At 38.1% G+C, this 20293-nt stretch carries 20 protein-coding genes; 6 read left to right on the forward strand and 14 right to left on the reverse strand.

Annotated features, from left to right (window positions below):
- The first annotated feature begins 119 nt into the window (after nucleotides 1-119).
- Nucleotides 120-1355: a class I SAM-dependent RNA methyltransferase gene (locus tag ABMA78_RS04990; RefSeq protein ID WP_392857634.1), complete on the forward strand. Its 1236-nt coding sequence runs from the start codon at nucleotides 120-122 to the stop codon at nucleotides 1353-1355.
- A 2-nt stretch (nucleotides 1356-1357) separates the two neighbouring features.
- On the opposite strand, the gene ABMA78_RS04995 is transcribed toward ABMA78_RS04990, so the two are convergent.
- The 3 genes from ABMA78_RS04995 to ABMA78_RS05005 form a co-directional block, all read right to left on the reverse strand.
- The gene (locus ABMA78_RS04995) at nucleotides 1358-2170 is read right to left on the reverse strand and encodes a hypothetical protein (protein ID WP_392857635.1); all 813 of its coding nucleotides are present in this window, start codon (nucleotides 2168-2170) and stop codon (nucleotides 1358-1360) included.
- Between the two features lie 30 nt (nucleotides 2171-2200).
- Nucleotides 2201-3925: an acyl-CoA dehydrogenase gene (locus tag ABMA78_RS05000; protein WP_392857636.1), complete on the reverse strand. Its 1725-nt coding sequence runs from the start codon at nucleotides 3923-3925 to the stop codon at nucleotides 2201-2203.
- A gap of 168 nt (nucleotides 3926-4093) precedes the next feature.
- Nucleotides 4094-4858 (reverse strand): hypothetical protein, encoded by a 765-nt coding sequence (locus ABMA78_RS05005; RefSeq protein WP_392857638.1) that lies wholly within the window; start codon nucleotides 4856-4858, stop codon nucleotides 4094-4096.
- A 202-nt stretch (nucleotides 4859-5060) separates the two neighbouring features.
- Here ABMA78_RS05005 and gpmI point away from each other — a divergent pair, with 202 nt between their 5' ends.
- Genes gpmI through ABMA78_RS05020 form a run of 3 tightly spaced genes read left to right on the forward strand, consistent with a single transcriptional unit; the run spans nucleotide 5061 to nucleotide 9188 of the window.
- On the forward strand, nucleotides 5061-6584 hold the full coding sequence (gpmI, locus tag ABMA78_RS05010) for a 2,3-bisphosphoglycerate-independent phosphoglycerate mutase (RefSeq protein WP_392857640.1): 1524 nt from the start codon (nucleotides 5061-5063) through the stop codon (nucleotides 6582-6584).
- A 38-nt stretch (nucleotides 6585-6622) separates the two neighbouring features.
- Nucleotides 6623-7600, forward strand: a complete 978-nt coding sequence (pfkA, locus tag ABMA78_RS05015) for a 6-phosphofructokinase (RefSeq protein WP_392858016.1) — start codon at nucleotides 6623-6625, stop codon at nucleotides 7598-7600.
- Between the two features lie 16 nt (nucleotides 7601-7616).
- Nucleotides 7617-9188 (forward strand): ArnT family glycosyltransferase, encoded by a 1572-nt coding sequence (locus ABMA78_RS05020; protein ID WP_392857642.1) that lies wholly within the window; start codon nucleotides 7617-7619, stop codon nucleotides 9186-9188.
- Here the strand turns inward: ABMA78_RS05020 and ABMA78_RS05025 are convergent.
- From ABMA78_RS05025 to ABMA78_RS05075, 11 genes are all read right to left on the reverse strand, one after another.
- On the reverse strand, nucleotides 9170-9922 hold the full coding sequence (locus ABMA78_RS05025; protein WP_392857644.1) for an alpha/beta fold hydrolase: 753 nt from the start codon (nucleotides 9920-9922) through the stop codon (nucleotides 9170-9172). The two genes, ABMA78_RS05020 and ABMA78_RS05025, sit on opposite strands and share 19 nt — an antisense overlap.
- Before the next feature lie 3 nt (nucleotides 9923-9925).
- Nucleotides 9926-10882 (reverse strand): DUF2817 domain-containing protein, encoded by a 957-nt coding sequence (locus ABMA78_RS05030; protein ID WP_392857645.1) that lies wholly within the window; start codon nucleotides 10880-10882, stop codon nucleotides 9926-9928.
- Nucleotide 10883: 1 nt separating this feature from the next.
- Entirely contained in the window at nucleotides 10884-11564 is a 681-nt protein-coding gene (locus ABMA78_RS05035) for a hypothetical protein (protein ID WP_392857647.1), read from the reverse strand.
- A 74-nt stretch (nucleotides 11565-11638) separates the two neighbouring features.
- Nucleotides 11639-12910 (reverse strand): Y-family DNA polymerase, encoded by a 1272-nt coding sequence (locus ABMA78_RS05040; protein WP_392857649.1) that lies wholly within the window; start codon nucleotides 12908-12910, stop codon nucleotides 11639-11641.
- A 7-nt stretch (nucleotides 12911-12917) separates the two neighbouring features.
- The gene (locus tag ABMA78_RS05045) at nucleotides 12918-13313 is read right to left on the reverse strand and encodes a LexA family protein (protein ID WP_392857652.1); all 396 of its coding nucleotides are present in this window, start codon (nucleotides 13311-13313) and stop codon (nucleotides 12918-12920) included.
- Between the two features lie 78 nt (nucleotides 13314-13391).
- Nucleotides 13392-13907: a hypothetical protein gene (locus ABMA78_RS05050; protein WP_392857653.1), complete on the reverse strand. Its 516-nt coding sequence runs from the start codon at nucleotides 13905-13907 to the stop codon at nucleotides 13392-13394.
- A 47-nt stretch (nucleotides 13908-13954) separates the two neighbouring features.
- Nucleotides 13955-14440, reverse strand: a complete 486-nt coding sequence (locus ABMA78_RS05055; protein WP_392857656.1) for a hypothetical protein — start codon at nucleotides 14438-14440, stop codon at nucleotides 13955-13957.
- Between the two features lie 53 nt (nucleotides 14441-14493).
- Nucleotides 14494-15756 carry a Glu/Leu/Phe/Val dehydrogenase gene (locus tag ABMA78_RS05060; protein WP_392857658.1) on the reverse strand — a complete coding sequence of 421 codons (1263 nt, stop codon included), beginning with the start codon at nucleotides 15754-15756 and terminating at the stop codon, nucleotides 14494-14496.
- A gap of 113 nt (nucleotides 15757-15869) precedes the next feature.
- Complete coding sequence (locus tag ABMA78_RS05065; RefSeq protein ID WP_392857660.1) at nucleotides 15870-16688, reverse strand: hypothetical protein; 819 nt, start codon at nucleotides 16686-16688, stop codon at nucleotides 15870-15872.
- Nucleotides 16689-16838: 150 nt separating this feature from the next.
- A complete protein-coding gene (locus tag ABMA78_RS05070; protein ID WP_392857661.1) occupies nucleotides 16839-17720 on the reverse strand; it encodes a ParB/RepB/Spo0J family partition protein in 882 nt (293 codons plus the stop codon).
- Between the two features lie 107 nt (nucleotides 17721-17827).
- Nucleotides 17828-18601, reverse strand: coding sequence for a ParA family protein (locus ABMA78_RS05075; protein ID WP_392857663.1), 774 nt, complete (start codon nucleotides 18599-18601; stop codon nucleotides 17828-17830).
- Between the two features lie 209 nt (nucleotides 18602-18810).
- On the opposite strand from ABMA78_RS05075, the gene ABMA78_RS05080 reads away from it, so the two are divergent.
- Together ABMA78_RS05080 and nadA are read left to right on the forward strand one after the other, a co-directional pair.
- Nucleotides 18811-19128 (forward strand): rhodanese-like domain-containing protein, encoded by a 318-nt coding sequence (locus ABMA78_RS05080; RefSeq protein WP_392857665.1) that lies wholly within the window; start codon nucleotides 18811-18813, stop codon nucleotides 19126-19128.
- Between the two features lie 28 nt (nucleotides 19129-19156).
- Nucleotides 19157-20263, forward strand: a complete 1107-nt coding sequence (nadA, locus tag ABMA78_RS05085; RefSeq protein WP_392857667.1) for a quinolinate synthase NadA — start codon at nucleotides 19157-19159, stop codon at nucleotides 20261-20263.
- The last annotated feature ends 30 nt before the right edge of the window (nucleotides 20264-20293 follow it).

Raw genomic sequence — 20293 nt, forward strand, 5'->3', positions numbered from 1 at the left:
GTCAAGTTTGAAGCCTATACAGAGGAATTTAGCCTATTTTATTGAGGAAAATGAACGAATTTTTACCAACTTAAGGCTTTTTCTTTGACACATACCTAAATAAAGCATAAATCTCGCCTATGGAAAATTATAAGAAGTCGAACAAAGTCATTAATGACAAAAGTTTTTATTTTGCCTCATGCCCGAGAGGTTGTGAACAATACCTAGTAAATGAGCTACGTGCCAACGGAATCGAGGCCAAGGCCGGCCGTGGTGGAGCTGCATTTAAGGCCCGCAACAAGGCAACTATTGAATATATTTTCAATGCTAGAATTGCTTCTCGTGTTTTTAAGGAAGTTGGCTTCTTCTATATCCGCAACGAAAAACAAATCTACAAGAGAGCAAGTGAGCTTCCTTGGGAAGATTATATTACTCCAGAGCAAACTTTTAAAATCAATACTCTTTTAGATGGAGAAAGTAAGGAGCTTTTCAGAAGTTCAATTTTCTTATCTCAAACTCTAAAAGACTCTCTTGTTGATTATATGAGAGAGAAATTTAATAAGCGTCCAAATGTTGAGACTAATGAACCAAATGTGAGCTTTCTTCAACGTGTTGAAAAAGTTAAAGAAGGTTGCAAAGTTATCATCTATGCTGACATGGTTGGAACTTCTCTTGATAAACGTGGGTACCGTGAAAGTGGTCACCGCGCACCTCTAAGAGAAAACTTAGCCGCTTCCCTTGTCGCTGAAACAAAATGGGATTGCCAAGGGCCTTTCTACGACCCAATGGCGGGTTCTGGAACGATTCTTATTGAAGCAATCTTCTACTACTTAAAATTATCGCCGGCCTTCCTAAGGCTTAAGCAAAATACAACGCCATATTCATTTACTGGGCAACCATGGTTTCACGATTCAAACCTAGTTGATTGGTACTTTGATAAAGTTCACGAAATTATGAAGGACTCTCAGGAAAGAATTGATTCAATTCCAAGTGATAAGTTCTATTGTAATGATGCCGATGTTGAAAACTTCAAGCTAATGAGAACTCACCTTCTCAACTGCTTTGGCCGTGTTGACTTCGTAAACTTTGGTTGTGAAAACTTCATTGGCTCTCAAGCGCCAGCAGGCTTTGAAAGAGGTATGATGCTATTTAACCCTCCATACGGAGAACGTATTCAGGCCATTGGTGGACTAGAGATTAATGACTTCTACTTTGAGATGGGTGAAACTCTTAAGAATAACTTCAAGGGTTCAACTGCATTCATTCTTACGGCTCATGGGCCACTTAGAAAGAATATTCGTTTGAAAACAAGTAAGAAAACTGAGTTTTTAAATGGCGACATTGAATGCCGCCTTTTAAAATATGAATTAGTTTAAACTTAGCTTTCTAAGAATTCAGTTAGATTCATCGCAAGCTTAGGAAGGGCGTATTTAAGAAGAGCATTCTTATTTACGACTTTATCCTTATGCTTTGTCGACTTAGAAAAGAAGTATGTTCCAATATCAGAATCTTTTAAGAATAAGGTATGTCCTTTTCCTGCAAACTTTCTAAGAACGTAATCTGAGTCCAAGAGACAAATATCTCTAATCATAAAATTACGTGCAAGATAAATGATAATTACACTTGCAGAGAGATCACAAAGTGACTTTCTAACCTTTACACCTTTTGGTGAAGTTTGATCACCCCAGTGAACGACAACCTCAATTCTTTTTTCACCAACGTAGAAATCAAAGCCACGTTGAGAAGTCGACTTCTTCTGCATTAGTCCAAAGATACACTTTGCGTACCACTCACCTAACTGTACAGGGAGCTTCTTACCATTGAAGATAATACGTTCATCACGAAGGATGTCATAAACCTTATTAACTGTTTCAATGGCATCAAAAATTCTTTTATTATCTGGTAAGTGAATAATTAGAACTTGCTTAGCATGAGTTCTCTTCATCTTGCGAGAGAATTGCTTTTCATACCATTCTAAAAATTCTTTATCACCTACAAGCTCTAAGGAGTCATAGATAAAACCACGGCTCAGTAAGCCTTCCTCATCAAAGCCTTCAACTTTCTTCTTCATGAAGCTTAAAGGAGCATACTCTCCTTTTTTCTTCATAATATAAACATTGTCTTTGTAGTAGTCTGTACTACCACGAGTCGCCTCATTAAATAGGTCGACACCTTTTTCCATTATTTCCATCTCTCACATACCCTTGTGCTTAATCTTTAATTAAACATTAATCGAAGTTAAATCTTCCTCGAAGTTTAAAACACTATGTGCGAGTCCAATATTTCTAGTTAATTGGTACTGACAGAAAACTTTAAAATCATCGATTTTAGACTGATAATATTTCTTCTCTTCTTCACTTGTTGCTGTCTTTAACTCGTTTTGAGCAATACAAGCGTGTTCAAGAAGTAACCATGAAACAACAAGGTTTCCACAATAGCTTAAGAAATCAGTTGCATGTGCAAGTACTGCACTCTGATTGTTTGCTGCCATGAAAGAACCAAATTTCTTCACAACTTCTTCACTCATTTCCATTGATTTTCCAATCATTGAAACTTCGTGTGGATAAGCCTTCGCTTCTTCTCTATTCATTGTTGCGTGAATCTTCTTACCAACATTAAAGAATGTTTCACCCTTATCCATTAGGATTTTCCTCATGACAAAGTCGATGGCCTGAATTCCATTTGTTCCTTCATAGATTGTCGCAATTTTTGTATCGCGCATAAACTGTTCAATTCCATACTCTGTACAATAACCATAACCACCGTGAACCTGAACACCATCGCTGGCGATATTCACACCCTCATCTGTACAGAACCCTTTACAGATTGGAGTGAATAGAGCGATTTCTTTATCCGCTTCTTCATCACCCTTTTCGGCCTTATCAAATAGATTTGCCGTATAAAGAGACAATGCCCTAAGCCCGCGTCCAGTTGATCTCATTTTAAGAAGCATTCTCTTAACATCTGGCATATTAATAATCTCAGTACCAAATTGAGAGCGCTCTTTTGCATATTGCTCAGTTAATTCAAAACAAAGATTTGACTGTGCTTCACCTTGAAGTCCGCAAAGAAGTCTTGCTTCATTCATCATGATGAACATATTCTTCATTCCATCAAACTCTTTCCCAATTAGTTCACCAACACACTCACCATCTTGCCCAAATGTAAGCTCACAAGTTGCTTGTGCATGGATTCCCATTTTGTGCTCAAGCTTCGTACACTTAACATTATTTGACTCACCAGTTTCAACGTTAAAGCGTGGGACGATAAATAGAGAAAGTCCCTTTGTTCCTTCTGGTGCACCTGGAGTTCTTGCAAGTACGAGGTGAATATTATTTTCGTAAAGATCACTCTCCCCAGAAGAAATGAAGATCTTTACACCATTAATTGTATATTTTCCGTTATCAAGAGGCTTTGCCGTCGTGTTTGCATTTCCAACATCAGACCCCGCACCAGGCTCAGTAAGACACATCGTGCCTCCCCATTCTCCAGTCATCATTTTGGTAACGAAAAGATCTTTTTGCTCTTGAGAGCCAACCTTAAGAATTACATTCATGGCACCTTGAGACAGTCCGTAGTACATCGACCACGCAACATTTGAACCAATTGCCATTGAAGTACATGCAACTTTCATTGCGTGAGGAGCTGGCATTCCACCAACCTCTTCAGGATAACCAAGTGCATACCAACCATTCTCATAGAAGGCCTTATTTGCTTGGTGAAAAACTTCTGGAACAATAACTTTTCCATCAACGTGCTTTACGCCAATCTCATCACTGATCTGACGAGTTGGATAAATTTCATTTTCAACGAATTTATCAAATTGAGTTAGGATATCTTTTAAATCAGCTTCACCATACCCAAGCTCGCTTGCTTCGTCTTGAATTTTGCACGCTTTAAATAGATTGAAATTCACATCCATTAAATCTGTACGATACTTTGCCATATAATAGTCCTTTTTTAATACTAAAACAGTTCTATTATAATGGATGTTCAGATTTCATGCACGTGTAGACACAAAATAGCCGGAGTAAATTAGGTTAAATTTAATAAAAAAGCGCAGACATTGCCGCGCTTTTTTGTCAGGTATAAATTTAAAGTCGTTTTTTATTGATTAGTAAGCAGAAACTCCAACGCTTGTAGCTCTTAGAACAGGTTGTTGCGCAAGTGGTGCATTCATATTGATAAGCATTCTTTTTCCATTAATTGTCACAATCCACTCTACTGAATAAGTTTGAGCAACTTGCTGACAAAACTGAATATATCCACCATAGTAGTTTCTAACCCAATTATAGTCGTTACACATTCCATCTTTATATGGTGCATATCCATTTCCGTAACGTTTAAAAAGTGTACCATTTGCATCTGACTCTTGTACTTTATTAGCTAAGAAGCTTGCCAACTCAGAAATAGTTGATCCAAATGCTCCATCTAAAGAATCATTACTACGTGCAAGTCTTCCATCTCTATATAATCCGCGATAACCACCTATAGTATAATTCAACGAAGAAGAAGAAGATGATGATGAAGTACAGATAGTTCCTAAACTCATTCCAAATATTTCAAAGTCGTCACAATCTCCAGAATTGTTTGATCCAGATAAGTTATCAAAACTAGAGATTGTATAAATTGGATACTCAGTATCGCCAGTGCTTCTATTTGCAAAATTATTATTCACAATTGCTTGAGATAGTTCATCAGCACTACTAAGGCTACTTGGTAGACCTCTTGCTGTATCAACATATTCACTTGCTGAGCCTGCAGGGAAATTTCCATAGTTGAGGTTACCTCCAGCGCCACCTCCACTATCAGATCCACAGCTGACAAGCGAAGCTAGAACAATAACTGAAAGTATTGTGTTCTTAAGGTTAAGTTTCATAGTAATCTCCAATATTCTCTGTGTTTGTGTGTGTTTAAAGTATTTGCCTATATATATACAAGTTGTGTGCCAAGTTTTAAGATGAGATTACAGTCCTTTAGAAAGTCGTGGTGTTTAAAAAGTGAACACGATAGAGTATTTTGTCTAATCTTTGGGTAGTATTAGAATAAGGACTGAACAAGCTTTTAACGGGAAAATATTTATGTCGATCAAAAATATTAGTGAAAAGGCCCTTCTAATCATCTTAGATGGCTTTGGAATCAGTGAAAACACAGAAAAGAACGCGATTCGAGATGCAAAAACTCCAGTTTTGGACGGACTGTTTAAAGATTATCCATATACAACAATCCAAGCAGGTGGGGTTTTAGTTGGTCTACCAAAGGGAGTTGTTGGTAACTCTGAAGTTGGCCATATGAATCTTGGAGCTGGTCGAGCAATTCGCCAGGACCTTGTCCGTATTAATGAGTCAATTAAGAATCATACTTTTGGTGAACTACCTAAACTAAAGGAGCTCATCGACGTTGCAAAGAAGAATAACAATCGCATCCACTTAATGGGACTTTTATCTGATGGTGGGATTCACTCACATATTGAACATACAAAAGAAATCATTAAGTGCCTTAGGAAAGAAGGCATTGAAGTTTTCTTACATGCTTTTATGGATGGACGAGATACACCACCGGCATGTGGAGAGATGTATCTAAAAGAGATCGTAGATTTTGAAGGATCACACTTTGCTTCTATGCAAGGGCGCTCAATTGGAATGGACCGCGATCGCCGTTGGGAAAAAATTAAGAAAGCATACGATATGTTCCTAGGCCATGGTGAAGTAACAGACTTATCACCTCTTGATTACCTTAATAGTGAATATGAAGCTGGCCGCACAGATGAGTTCGTGGCACCAGCTCTCTTTAGTAAGAACTATGCTATTAAAGAAGGAGACTGCGTCTTCTTTACTAATTATAGACCAGATCGCGCCATTCAGTTAACAATGGCATTTAACTATCCAGAGTTTACTGAATTTGAAAGGCCATTCTTTCCGGCCATGTTTCTTTGTATGACACCATTCATTCCTGATGAAATGGAGCTTCCAATTTTATTTGATAAAGAGAAACTTCAGGGAACAATGACTGAATACTTAAGTAGCATAGGAAAGAAGCAGTTAAAGATTGCTGAAACAGAGAAGTATGCACACGTCACATTCTTCTTTAATGGTGGAGAGAAGAAGCCATTTCCAAATGAGGAGCATTTTCTTATTCCTTCTCCTAAAGAAGTTTCGACTTATGATGAAAAACCACAAATGAGTGCGCCAGAAGTAACAGAGCAATTAATTGCAAAATTAAGTGACTTTGACTTTAGTGTTGTAAACTTTGCGAACTCAGATATGGTTGGTCACACAGGAAAGTATGAAGCGGCAGTTAAGGCCATTGAAACATTGGATGAATGTGTTGGGAAATTAGTCGAGAAGTGCCTTGCGGAAAATATCACAATTGTTATCACAGCCGATCACGGTAATAGTGATCAAATGACACATAAAGATGGAACGCCACATACTGCACACACAGGAGCACCTGTACCATTTTGTGTTGTTAATAGCGCATTAAAAGATAAAGCTTTTACAATTGCACCAGGAGACCATTCACTAATGGATGTTTCTCCAACGTGTCTTTATATTATGGGGATTGATCGTCCAGCGAGTTTTACTGGCCATCATATTTTTGAATAGGAATATTTATGAGCGAAGTTGAAAAAGATGTAAAGTCGATTAAAACAATTGCTGTCCTTTGCAGCGGGGGCGACAGCCCAGGAATGAACTGTGCGATTAGGGCAGTTGTTCGTACTTGTATTGCAAATGATATTGAGATTTATGGAATTCGTCGTGGTTTTGCAGGTCTACTCGAAGGATCGCAACACAAAATGGATGCCGCAAGTGTTGGTAACATTCTTCAAAAAGGTGGAACAATTCTTCAAACTTCTCGTTGTCCTGAATTTATGCAACCAGAGATAAGAAGAGAAGCTGCCCACATTCTTAAAAGAAAGAATATTGATGCACTAGTTGTAATCGGTGGAAATGGATCATTTAATGGAGCTTGGGAGCTTCACAAGGAACATGGTGTTCCAGTCGTTGGAATCCCAGGAACAATTGATAATGATATCGAAGGAACAGACTATTCCATCGGTTTTGATACAGCTGTACAAACGGCAATCGAAGCAGTGGATAAGATTCGTGATACGGCCCACTCTCATGATCGTACTTTTATTGTCGAAGTAATGGGACGTAAGTCACCGGCCATTGCTCTACACGTCGGTCTTTGTACTGGTGCTGAAAATATCATCTTCCCTATTCAAGATGAGAGTAATGTTGATGTTGATACAATTGCTGCAGATATTAAACGTGGACTTAAACGTGGAAAAGGATCTTCAATCATTATCGCTGCCGAAGGTGAGACTGAAGGTCTTTCACACTATGTTCACAACAAACTGTTAGAAGATCATAAAATTGATTCTCGTGTTTGTATCCTTGGGCACATCCAGCGTGGAGGTAACCCAACGGGGCGTGACCGCTTTATTGCAACTCAAATGGGACACCTTGCAGTTAAATCGCTACTTGAAGGAAAGACTGCAATTGTAACTGCTGAACAAAATGGTCAAGTTGTTATCGAGGACTTAGAGAAGTGTCTTGGTAAGAAATTTGAAGTGGAAGAAAAATACGTAGACATGGTAAGAACCCTGTCAAAATAAAACGAAGTTTAAAAGTATGACAAATATTTCAAACAAAAAATTATTTATTATTTTCACATTCCTTTTTTCAATTCTCTACTTCTGGGATATTGGAAATATCAGTGCTCCAAGGCAAGGAACTGAATCATTATATGTTCAGATCTCACAAGAGATGTATGACACAAATAATATAATGACTCCTCACTACCGCGGAGAAAGACATTGGTCGAAACCACCAGTTCACTTCTGGCTTCCGTTTCCGATTTATGTACTAATGGGAGAATCGTCTCTAACAGGCGCTCGTGCTTCTATGGCATTTTTAACAATCGCCCTGGGAATTTTAGCGGCAGTTTGGTTAAAGAGAAGATTTAGTGTTGAACCACTCTTGTCACTTGCCTTCTTCTTAGGAAGTTATGGTGCAATCAAGTTTGGCCGAACATTTATGATGGAGACATCACTATCGCTTCTTCCATTTATTAGTTCACTCTTTCTTTTTGACTACTTAAAAACAAAAGCAAAGAAATACTTTATCTGGGCAGTTCTCTTTGGAGCAGCAGCTGCGCTAATAAAAGGGCCTGTTACAATTGTCATGAGCTTTCTTGCCATGTCACTTTATCAAGTCTTCTTATTCAAGAAAGAAAAGCGCTTTATCATTAAAGAGTGCTTTTTCTACTTTCTTTCAATTACAGTCCTAAGTTGTCTTTGGTACTACATTAGTTATTTAAACTATGGAGAAGAGTTCTTTAATTACTTCTTTGTAAGAGAAAATGTTGGGAAATTTGATCAAAAGCCAATGCCAATGATTAAGGTATTCCAGGGCCTTATTCTATATGCACTACCATGGCTACTTGTTCTTCCATTTGCTTGGAAAAAAGTTAGAGAGAATTTCAAAGTCCTAAATGATGAAACATATTTCTTCTTTGTCCATTTTCTATGTTTCTTTATCACTTGGTTAATTCCATCACAAAGATCGCATCACTATGCAATCCCATCGATTCCATTTTTAATGGCGTTTATGCTATTACAAATTGACCTAGAGACCATTAGAGAGAAGGCAAAAGGTATTCTTTTAATCTTCTTACCAATCAACCTACTCTTCTTGGCCGTTGGTTTTCTCCTACTGTATTTTTCGGATGGAGTAACAATCGTTGCTAACTTACTATTTGTTTCTCTTATTATTGTGACAAATATTTTTATTTTCAAAAAGAAAATGCTTATTGCTTTCAATACAATGGGACTTTATTTAATTTTTCTTTGGTCAGTTGTTGCTTCACAATTCTATATTTTACCAGTTCCACAAGCCGCTCATGGCCTTTTTAAAGATAAGACAGTGGCACTAGTTGATCGTCGTTCTTATTTTCATGAACAAACATTAGAGATGAATGTCGAGCCGATTAAATATAGTCAAATTGCAACTTTCTTAGAAAAGAAGAATGCTGTTGTGATTACTGCTGAATCAAAAACTCCACTTGAATATCGCAAGGATCTTAGAACTCTTGCAAAGTGGCAAAAATGGAAAAGAAGAGTAAAGTGGCCTCATATTAAGGCGGCCCTTAAAGCACGCTCTTATGAACCATTAAAAGAAGAAGTTTACTTACTATCAAAGTAATGTTCTTCAATCTTCTTTATGATCCACTCTGGATCATCAATAGGTAAATCGTGTCCCGCTTGTTCGTGAAGTTCAAGCGTGGCACCAAGCCTTTTTGAAATTTCAACACTACATTTATAATTTGCCAGCTTGTCTTGTTTTCCTGCAAGCAATAAAACATCGGCCTTTATTTTCTTTGGAAGACGATAGTGAGACGCCGCAATTAATTGTCTAACAAAGTTAACTCGATTAAGTGGCCTCTCTTCAAAGTAAGCTGCATAAGCATCAAGTAAGTCATCAGATAACTCTTTCATTTTAACTGTTAATGAAAGGGCCTTTCGTTCACGCTCGCGGTGATCTTTATTAAAAACAAGTTTTGAAAACGTTCTCATGGCCTCAATAGACATACGGTGATAGATCTTTCCAGAATCACTCGTTGAAGTATTTAAAAGAACCGCATGCTCAAAGTCATCGGCGTGGCGCTCACACCAATCGAGGGCCATCATTCCCCCCATTGAAATACCAATAACACTCCATGGGCCCTCATTTTCTTCTTTAAGCTTGAGCCATTCATCTCTCATATCTTCCACATAATCAGAAATTTTTAAAGGAGACTTCTCTTCGTTCTTGCTACCAACACCTAAGTAATCAATGGCAAAGACCTTTTGTGTGCCCTTCATTTTTTCCACATATTCTGGAAATTCATACCAGTGACGACTATCTCTTGCTAAGCCCCTAAGAAGTAACCAATTCATAACTTACCTTTTCACCCATGCCTTTGAACTTCCAACAGCTCGAAAGAGAAATTTGATTAACATAATATGCCTTCTCATCGTTCGATCATAACGATGAGATTTGAGAGGATTAAATAAACCTCCTCTTCTAAAAATCTGTAATGGATTCTTTTTAACCCAAATCCAACTTCCCATCTCAAGGGTTAACGGAAGATAAACTCCGTCTGGATTCTTCGCTATATACTCATCATATAGGTAATCCCAAGCATCACCCTGAATCGTATAGCTCTCAGAAGTCGGCTCAACTCGGTAAATATGATGAGGATGAGTTTCATTTAATAGGTACTCTAGATTCTCCATTTCCGTTATATGCTTAAATGGCGTAAGCGTTCGAGCATACGGATACCAAAGACGGTCTCTAAGACCAAAGCCTGAGTGAAAGTCCACGGAGATGGCACGTTGAGAAGAGAAGATATGCTCTCTTACATAGTCCACAAGGGTTTGAAGTTCATGCTCCATTTGCTCGCTATTTCCCTGATACCAAGGAAGCTTCTCTGAGAGTTTATGACCAGAAAGTAGAAATTTAGTCTTCTCATGAGTTCGTGATGGTGAGTTTCTCATGAGATCAACATTATTGGGATTAGAGCGACGGTGGTGATACATCCCCCATGGATTGATCAGAGGAATGGATACAATTCTAAATTTCTCTAGACTTCGTCTTAATTCTTCATCCCAAGAAAGCTGCTTAAATAGTGAAGAAAGATATGTCACGACAACTTGAGTACCGACTTTTTCAAGACCGTGAATACCACCAAATAAACCTAGAACAGGAGCACTAGTATCAGTGCTGCCAATTTCAAAGCTATGAATTGGGTAGCTATCACCTTCGTGACTGATTCGGGTAATTTCTCGACAACGAATTAGAGGATCTTCGATATTAGTTAACTCGCTTATGGCATTTAACTCATCGAAGTCCTTCATCTTACGACCTCTGGAAAGTCTTGTCGTTATAAGGGAATAAGAAGATAACGAAGAACATTGCACATCCTACAAGCTCTCCAACTTCACCTTTTTTACCATGATCAATTAGACTTACTAAGATAAACATTAGTAGGTAAAAGAATGAGTGCATTAACTTTGGAACAGGAACGGCAAAGTCATCAACGAGGTATTGAATAAATCCAATTGCTCTATATAAGAACGGAAGAATTAATACATAAACCCCAACGATAATTCCAATGATAAGACCAAAGATAATTTTATTAACTTTAAAGTCACCAAACTTTAAGTTGTGAAGTGTAATATCATTTTGCGTATTGTACTGCTGAAAGAACTCAGGTGCTGCAACATTGAAAATTCTCTGTCCCCAAGCAATCTCTTCTCCAAACCCAAAGAAGAAAAGGGCAGCAAATCCAAGAAGTGCAAAAGAGAATAACTTTGGCTTCGTACCTTTTAACTTAAAGTAGCGCCATAGACAGACAAATGAAACAAGTAATAAATAGATGGCCTGCTGTACTTCTAAGAATCCATCCTCAACGGTATAGACACCCGAAAACCACTCAGGGTTTGCACTTGCAAAATACATCCCAAAAATTACCATATGGGCGATTGATGTTAACACTACTGCTTCAAATATATTAATCTTGTCTTTAAATATGCTCATTTCGCCATTATAGTCACCTCTTCGACCAAAGGCAATAATAGTCACAATTAACGCCATGCACTCTTTTAAAACAACTATGAGCACTTTGGTAGTTGGGCCCAACCCGTCACATATCTTTGCGAAACCATCTCTCGTCTCATCTTCCAAGCTTGATTGTCGACTCCACATGCCATGGACCTAACCATGCCGCTGCCTTCTCGTCGGTTTATCTTATCAATAACTTCCATTAGTTTCACACTTCGTGGATCATCCAATTCCTCAAAGAGACTTTGTTGAACAATCTCTGAATCAGAAAACTCTCCTAACTTAACCCCGGCCTTCTTAAAGCAGACTCCCATACGAAAGAGATCATCAAGGGCCGCCCATGCGTATTTAATAATTTTTCTTGTGTCACTTGTTGGGCCAAGAAGCTTTACCTTATCTCTTCCATAGTAAGGAGTTTGATCAACCTTATGTGGATCGCTTAAGCAAAACACTTCAATTGTTGAGCATAGGCTTTGCTGGTTACGCATCTTCTCACTAGCATTTGTGACATAATTTGCTACTGACTCTCGTAAACTTTTTAAGTCCACAACACTTGAGCTAAAACTTCGAGAACAAAGAATTTCCTTCTTCTTAGGCTGGGCCTCTTCTAGCTCAAAGCAAGTAATTCCTCGCAGTTCATCTTGGGTCATACGCCCTAATTTTGTTAGAAGCTTTTGGATAACATGAGTATTTTTAAATTTCTTAAAATCATATGCTGTTTTCACACCAATACTTTTAAGCTTAATACTATTCTTTCTTCCGACTCCCCAAACGTCTTCAATCGGTGTGCGCTGAAGAGCAATATCCTGCAACTTCTCATCTAAAATACAAACGACACCTTGGGCCTTCTGTGACTTTTTGCCAATATGATTGGCCACCTTCGCAAGAGTCTTAGTTGGTGCAACACCAATACTAACGGGAATCCCAGTCCACTGAAAAACTGTTTGGCGAATACGCTGACAGTATTCGTTTAAATCTCCGCTTACACCAGTTAAATCAATAAAGGCTTCATCAACAGAGTAGATCTCAATCGATGGAGCGAAGGTTGCGAGAACGTGCATTACCCGATCACTGATATTTGTATACAGAGAAAAATTAGAAGAAAAAACATGAACATTGTGTGACTCACAAAGCCTCCTTACTTTAAAGTATGGGTCCCCCATTTTTACTCCCAAGGCCTTAAGCTCAGGAGTGCGAGAGACAAAGCACCCATCATTATTTGATAAGACACCAACAGGTTTATTTCTTAATCCAGGTCGAAATAATCTTTCACAAGAGCAGAAGAAGGAATTACAGTCCACCAGCGCATACACTTTTTCCATAAAGGCCTCACAACTCTTTCATGTCACGGGCCACGGCCACAATTGGCCCCCACACCAAGAAGTCCATCTCTTCAGAGATGATAATGTCTCGATGCAGAGGATTGTGTGAGCGCAAAATGGTTTCCCCATCTTGTCTAATGAATCTCTTGCACAAGAACTCTCCGTCCAGATAAACCACGGCAACTCGACCACTCCTTACTTCTAAAGAACGATCGATAACCAGGACGTCACCGGGCATAATCAGTGGCTCCATCGAGTCACCTTGTGCTTCAAAGAAAAATGTCGCAGAACGATTCTGTACAAAACGATCATCTAAAGATTGATAATTTTGTATGTGATCCTCACTGATTCCAAAGAGTCCACAATTTGCAATCGGTAGTTTTGCTCTAATTTTCTTTTCCATGAAAGTTAGTATAACTTACGCATAACTTACGCACAAGAAAAAGAATTACTTTCCGACATGGCAAATAATTACAATAACTTACGAAGCATCTGGAAACTTTATGATCTCATCAAGAGGAATAAAGTACGTAAGTCCTCGAAGATCCTGAGTGTAGCTTGCAATTACTTTTAAGCTCATAGCATCTAATCTTTCTAAGAAGGCCTGTGATGTTTCATCAAATCGAAATGGCTCGATCTTTCCCCGTGTTGAGATTCTTCCTGCACAAAGACAGTCATTTAAGTTTTGTATAGGAAGGACCCCGGCCATCGACCAGTAAAGAATTAAAAGTGGCAATTCAAGCCAGCGATAGAGTTCTTCTTTAGAACTTAAAGAGGCCAAAACCATATTATCATCAATGCAAAGAACATAGCGCTTCGGTGAGATCTTTAAGTTGTACTTCTTAGAGAGAAAAATAAATTTTTCTTTAATAGACTTCCCCTTTGGCCCAAGACCTACGATTTCAAGACCAGGTACTCCCTTTGAAGCATAACCATAAAGTTCTGTTAAATGTCCCTTACCTCCAAGAGGTAGAAGACCTAGCATTTGCTTGTGCATAATCCCTCCTATCACTAGAAGTGCAAGAGGTGTGAAAGAATTAGAAATTATAAATTACTAGAATTAGGGATCTTAGCTTTTGACTGGTAAAAACATTTTAAATGAGGTGGGTAAATTTCTAGAATCATCGCTGAAGAAACTTCTAGAGAGTGAGCGAAGTCTTTCTTTAGGTTCTCACATGAACCTTTAGCATCCTTACAAAACTTCTCATACTTGTCCTTGCAAACCAACTCGAGGATAACAGTATCAGAAAAGTGACAAGATACTTTCCCATCAACAAGATCAAAGCGTGCTTTTGTATAGTTTAATTTTTTTGAAAACTTGGACTCGCAGAATTTTACAATTTCAAATTCTTTGCCCATGCAATCAATCTTAGTTGAGGAAGATTTACTCATTAACATTGCATCTTTTACACCAAAGAATTCGCACACCTTTGCGTAGCTGAAAACTTTACGATCAGCGCCCGTAACAAGCTCACTAGTGACACTAGCAAGACAACAGAATGTAAAAAGAAGTGTTGCAATATATTTCATAATAAAAAAAAAGCGCGCCCTACAAGGACGCGCCTATAATTGTCATATAAATATTAACCTGGGAAAAGACCTCTAAGTCTCATTGCTCTCTCTAGTCTTCTTAGAGCGGCAACGAAAGCGGCCTTCTTCATATCGATTTCATATTTCTGGTGAGCTTCGTAAACATTCTCGAAAGCATCTTTTAGGATGTCGTGAAGTTTCTTATTGATCTCTGAAAGATCCCAGAAGAAGTTCTGTAGACCTTGTACCCACTCAAAGTAAGAAACGATAACACCACCAGCGTTACAAAGAATATCTGGAACTAGGAATGAACCATTCTTAGTAACAATATCAATTGCTGCTTTATTAAGTGGACCGTTTGCACCTTCTGCAATGATCTTAGCTTTTACATTGTGAGCATTCTTTTCAGTGATAACACCATCGATTGCAGCTGGAATTAGAATATCAACATCAAGAGCAAAAAGTTCTTCGTTAGAAATCTTTTCAACACCTTCCATATCAGCAAGAAGGCCACCATTTTTGGCCCAATTAACTGCTTTTTCAATATCTAAACCATTTGGATCATAGATTGCACCTGAAACATCAGATACAGAAACGATCTTTGCACCTTGAGCGCTTAGGTCTTGTGCTGCAGGAACAGCAACTTTACCCCAACCGTGAATTGCAACAGTTGTATTCGTATCGATATTCATTCCAAGTTTCTTTGCAGCAAAGTTTACACAGAATGCAACACCTTTACCTGTAGCTTCACTACGTCCAAGAGAACCACCAACAGTAATTGGCTTACCTGTAACAACACCTGGTACAGTATAACCTTTTAGCTGTGAGTATGTATCAAGCATCCACGCCATTGTTTGTCCGTCAGTTCCAATATCTGGAGCTGGGATATCAATCGTTGGACCGATAATCATATTAATTTCAGTTGTGTATCTTCTCGTTAAACCTTGAAGTTCTTGACGAGAAAGTTTTGTTGGATCAACACAGATCCCACCTTTTGCTCCACCAAGTGGTAGACCAACAAGGGCACATTTAAAAGTCATAAGCATCGCAAGAGCTGCTGTTTCTGCTAGGTCTACACCTGGGTGAAAACGTACCCCACCTTTTCCAGGTCCAAGAGTCATGTTGTGCTGAACTCTGAATCCTTGAAAAGTCTTAACAGTACCGTCATCTAGACGAATAGGAACTGCAACTTGAAGTGCTCTTTTTGGGTGTTTAAGTCTGTCAGCAACGTTTGGGTCTAGTCCCATAATCGCTGAAGATTCTTCTAATTGCGCAATGGCATCCTGGTATAGTGGATTATCTAGAAGATTGCTCATTTTTTAATAACTCCGTTAAGCGTGTAAAATAATGACTAATTTACTTCAAATATAACGGATGAGCCAGCTTTTGGTTGAGGCAAAAGCTGACTTTTTTTGGCTAATTCGGTTAATTAGAAATTGAATGGTGCATGATAATTGACGCGAAACACATGATCAGCGTTACTTCCCCCAACCATATCGATTGAAGACGCTCTGGCCCTTAAGTTATTTGTAATGGCCTGTTCAACATATAATTCTACCGTCGTCCCAGCAGGGTTATAATCAATCGAAGCAATCGTGCGATTATCATTGAACTTTTTCTGTAATTGCATTGTCACGCCATCAGATAGAGAAAGGTGTGTGTTTGCATCGAGATATGGATTTACAAATTTAATCGTTGCAAGGCCTTTTAAAACCTTTGCTCTAAACTTAACTTTAAAATTTGGAAGTAGCTCAGCTTCTGAACTTGGGGAAAGTGTGTCTTTCATATTTCCAACAGCGGCCATTGTTGAGCCTTTCTTTGCGGCCTTAATCGAACCTGAAATTCTCTTGTCGATATACTTTAAAAATTGCTTATTAAAGTAGCGCTTTCTCTCATCCATTGTTGAAAGACGATACATAGTTGTCGTAGAAAGATCCCAATTCTTTACATATTCATCACGCTCTTGCAGCTGTTGATAGTGATTAGACATTCGCTGAAGAACACCAGCTCTATCGTAAACAAAGACGTAATCGAGAAAAGTCTTATATTCTTCAGGCTTTGGCGTATAATCCACATCTGCATAAAAGCTCTGCGGTGTACGGGCCTTGGCCTGGGCGACCTTAACTCTTGGGTTGAATGACTTAAAAAGTGAAATATCACTTGCGGATGCCTGAATTGTGAACACTAACAAGCCAAATTGGATAAATTTTGAACAGTGTGTGTAGATTTTAGCCTTGTTTACCATCATAAGTCCCTTAAATTACGTTAAGTAATGTCTCTTCTGTATTATAACTTGCAATGGTGATGCCAAGAGTCAAACTTAGGCTAAGAAAATATAAAAGAAGAGCGAGGACTATGCCTCGCTCTCTTACTTTTTATTAAATTTAAAATCTATTAACTACATATCGACGATATTTTGAGTTTCTTTTAGAAGTTGGTTTAGAAGTGCTTGTGTTTCTTTATCAAGCTTTTTCGTTTTTGCCTGTGACTTAAGTGTTTTGATGAAAGCATTTGCCGTTAGTCCCTTAGGAACTTTAGGAGCCTTTTTAACTTTACCAGCTTTTAGTACACCACCATCTTTAATGGCCTTCTTAAGTTCAGCTCTCTTAGTTAGTTCGCCTTTATAAAGCATCTTAGTCAGTTTAGTTTTTAGAGCACCTTTTTCAAGAGCATCAAGCTCAAGAAGAACATACTTTTCAATATTAAATGCTTTTGCCGCTTCCTTTATTTTCTTGCCCATTTTAGCAATCATTAGAGAACGGTGTACTTCTGATTTTGAAATACCAAGTGCAGCTTGGATCTTTCTTTCACTTGCTTTCGTTGCCTTTTGGTAATTTAAAATACCATCAGCTTTATCAATATAGTGAAGCGCTTCTCTTGAAGAGTTTTCAGAGAATTGAATTGCCATTAACTCTTGTTCAGACTTCTTATCAAGAATGAAACAAGGACACTTCTCTTTATTAATAAGTGTCATGGCACGATAACGTCTCTCACCACAGATTAGAACAAGTCTACCAAGTTTATCCTTGTGAAGAACAAGCGGTTGAATTAGACCGTTTTGTTTAATATTTTCCGAAAGCTCTTTTAAAGAACTATCATTAAACTTTGTTCTTACCTGTTCTTTAACAACGATTTCTTTTAGAAAAACCTCATCAAGTTTTGCGCCCTGAAGAAGGCGGTCACCTGATAGTCTTTCAACTACTTTACTATCGAGACCTTCAGTTAGATCGATTGTCTTTCTTTTTCTTTTAGAAACTCTTGGAGCAAAGTCTTTTGCCATAAATTCCTCTTCCCTATGTTGAGACTGTTTTCCTTTAAAGAGGGCCAGTCACACACACATGGCCCCTTTAAAAGCGAAACACATCCATGTGTCTCAAAAATTATAGATTATAGATTTAATGATTCCCAAAGTGCCGTGTAGTCACCATGACCACGAGACTTTTTCCCCATCTTACAGATAGGTTTTCTTAACGAAATTGATTCTTGCATTTGAACAAGATTTCTAATTGGTGGCGTAATATTGAAAGACTGAGCAAGTTCTTCAAGTCTTTGTCTTTCAATTTTTCTTCTAGTATTAACCATTGATGGAATAATTGAAAATTCCAGTGATGGATTTTCAGTTTCTTTAATAATTTCAAAAGTATCCATTAACTCTTCTAGGCCATCAATTGAGTAGTCCTGTGCTTGCGTTGGGATAAGAATTCTATTAGAAGCAACTAGTGCCATAATAAGTTCATCACCAAGCATTGGAGGAGTATCAATTACAACGTAATCAAACATTCCTTGAGCTTGCTCAAGTCTAAGTCTCATAAGCCTTTCCTTACGACCAGCTTCCTTTCTAATCTCACCTTCTGAAAGGATTAGTAGTTTAGAAAGATTGGCCATATGACGGCTTGATGGAATAACAGTGATATTCTTATGAAATTTTCCCTTACCTTCTGATGGAACCATAACGTCTTCAATTGTAACGTCACCGATTAACCACTCAGGAATAAGAGTTCTGTGAATTTGTAGATTAAAAGTTGAACTTAGATTGGCCTGTGAATCTAGGTCAATAACAAGTACTTTGTTCCCTTTATTAGCTAAGTGTGTCGCTAATTGGTAGCACTGCATTGTTTTTCCAACACCACCCTTGTTATTTGCAACCGTAATAACTTCCATGTAAGCTCCCTCGGTCATCCCTTTGACCGTAATAAAAGACTATCTATATAAAATGTTAAGAAAACTATCACGCAACGTCAAATACCTGATAAAACATTTTTTTTAACTTAGCGCAACACGAACTGGAATCAATTTTAAGGATGTTCAGGTGACAGGTTGGCCAGAATGTTTTAAATTCCAAAACGTCAATTATATAAGGAGATGACACAATGATTAACTTTATGGAAGTTGGTGAATTAAAAGATTTAATGGACAAGAATACAGACCTAATCTTAGTAGATTGTCGCGAACAAGATGAGTGGGATGCTGGCCATATTGATGGTGCAATCTTTATTCCTCTATCTGATTTCGCAAATCAATTTGGAAGTCACCTATCTGATAAGTCAAAAAAGATCGTTGTTCAATGCCGCAGTGGAAAGAGAAGCTTAACAGCATGTCAATTTCTACTAGAGGAAGGTTTTGAAGACCTATACAACCTTGAAGGCGGAATCCTTGCTTGGGGCGAAAGTGGTTACCCAATCAAATAACTTATTTTAAAATCGAGAAGGAAGAAAAATGTTAGATCTATTCGGAAAAGAAGAAGTTCACCGTCCGATAATTTCTCAAGAGGAGTTATCAGATGAAGAAGTACTAGTTGAGTTAAGAAAGATCAAAGAAGAACTTAAGGATCAAGTTGTGGTTCTTGGTCACCACTATCAACAAGATGATGTTATTGAATTTGCAGACTATAAAGGTGACTCGCTTAAGCTTGCCCAAGATGCTGCTAAACTTGATAAAGACTATATTATTTTTTGTGGCGTCCACTTTATGGCCGAAACAGCTGATATGCTAACTTCTGAAGATCAACATGTAATCCTTCCTGATATGCAAGCCGGATGTTCAATGGCCGACATGGCAAATCGTGAAGAGATCGATAAAGCATGGGCCTTCATGCAACGATCAACTAACGATAAGATCATCCCAATCACTTATATCAACTGTGCTGCAACTCTTAAGTCATTTGTTGGTGAAAATGATGGAACAATTTGTACTTCATCAAATGCACATAACATTATTAAGTGGTCATTTGATCAAGGACAAAAGCTTCTTTTCTTCCCTGATCAACACCTAGGTCGTAACACTTGTTTTGATCTTGGAATTCCACTAGAAGATATGGTTGTTTACAACCCAAATATGCTTAATGGTGGACTGACTGCTGAGCAAATCGATAATGCAAAAGTCATTCTATGGTACGGATTCTGTTCTGTTCACCAAGGCTTTACTGCAACTCAAGTTGAACAAATTAAAAAAGATAAGCCTGATACAACTGTTATCGTTCACCCTGAATGTAACTTTGATGTTGTACAAGCAGCACACGATAACGGATCGACTGCTTACATCATTAATAAGATTAAGGATGCGCCGACCGGTTCTAAGTTTGCCGTTGGTACTGAAATCAACCTTGTAAACAGATTAGCGAACGATTTCCCTGATAAAGAAATTACTTCACTGTCACCTTACCAGTGTTTGTGTACAACAATGTATCGAGTTAGACCTCGTTGGCTACTTGCCAGCTTTAGAGCAATTAAGGAAAATAAACCTATAAACATTATTAAGGTAGATGAAAAAACAAAAGAGTACTCATTAAAAGCACTTAATAAGATGCTTGAACTGAGTAAGTAATAGGTTTAATACACAAGAAAAGAAGAAGAG

It is taken from the genome of Halobacteriovorax sp. RZ-2 (assembly GCF_043196685.1).
In the GTDB taxonomy this organism is placed as follows: Bacteria; Bdellovibrionota; Bacteriovoracia; order Bacteriovoracales; family Bacteriovoracaceae; genus Halobacteriovorax_A.

Coding starts and splice junctions, on each gene's coding strand:
- ABMA78_RS05080 (WP_392857665.1), top strand. CDS start 18,811: ATGATTAACTTTATGGAAGTTGGTGAATTAAAAGATTTAATGGACAAG.
- ABMA78_RS05060 (WP_392857658.1), bottom strand. CDS start 15,756: ATGAGCAATCTTCTAGATAATCCACTATACCAGGATGCCATTGCGCAA.
- ABMA78_RS04990 (WP_392857634.1), top strand. CDS start 120: ATGGAAAATTATAAGAAGTCGAACAAAGTCATTAATGACAAAAGTTTT.
- ABMA78_RS05000 (WP_392857636.1), bottom strand. CDS start 3,925: ATGGCAAAGTATCGTACAGATTTAATGGATGTGAATTTCAATCTATTT.
- ABMA78_RS05050 (WP_392857653.1), bottom strand. CDS start 13,907: ATGCACAAGCAAATGCTAGGTCTTCTACCTCTTGGAGGTAAGGGACAT.
- ABMA78_RS05070 (WP_392857661.1), bottom strand. CDS start 17,720: ATGGCAAAAGACTTTGCTCCAAGAGTTTCTAAAAGAAAAAGAAAGACA.
- ABMA78_RS05075 (WP_392857663.1), bottom strand. CDS start 18,601: ATGGAAGTTATTACGGTTGCAAATAACAAGGGTGGTGTTGGAAAAACA.
- ABMA78_RS05055 (WP_392857656.1), bottom strand. CDS start 14,440: ATGAAATATATTGCAACACTTCTTTTTACATTCTGTTGTCTTGCTAGT.
- ABMA78_RS04995 (WP_392857635.1), bottom strand. CDS start 2,170: ATGGAAATAATGGAAAAAGGTGTCGACCTATTTAATGAGGCGACTCGT.
- ABMA78_RS05030 (WP_392857645.1), bottom strand. CDS start 10,882: ATGAAGGACTTCGATGAGTTAAATGCCATAAGCGAGTTAACTAATATC.
- nadA (WP_392857667.1), top strand. CDS start 19,157: ATGTTAGATCTATTCGGAAAAGAAGAAGTTCACCGTCCGATAATTTCT.
- ABMA78_RS05045 (WP_392857652.1), bottom strand. CDS start 13,313: ATGGAAAAGAAAATTAGAGCAAAACTACCGATTGCAAATTGTGGACTC.
- gpmI (WP_392857640.1), top strand. CDS start 5,061: ATGTCGATCAAAAATATTAGTGAAAAGGCCCTTCTAATCATCTTAGAT.
- ABMA78_RS05025 (WP_392857644.1), bottom strand. CDS start 9,922: ATGAATTGGTTACTTCTTAGGGGCTTAGCAAGAGATAGTCGTCACTGG.
- ABMA78_RS05040 (WP_392857649.1), bottom strand. CDS start 12,910: ATGGAAAAAGTGTATGCGCTGGTGGACTGTAATTCCTTCTTCTGCTCT.
- ABMA78_RS05035 (WP_392857647.1), bottom strand. CDS start 11,564: ATGAGCATATTTAAAGACAAGATTAATATATTTGAAGCAGTAGTGTTA.
- ABMA78_RS05020 (WP_392857642.1), top strand. CDS start 7,617: ATGACAAATATTTCAAACAAAAAATTATTTATTATTTTCACATTCCTT.
- ABMA78_RS05065 (WP_392857660.1), bottom strand. CDS start 16,688: ATGATGGTAAACAAGGCTAAAATCTACACACACTGTTCAAAATTTATC.
- ABMA78_RS05005 (WP_392857638.1), bottom strand. CDS start 4,858: ATGAAACTTAACCTTAAGAACACAATACTTTCAGTTATTGTTCTAGCT.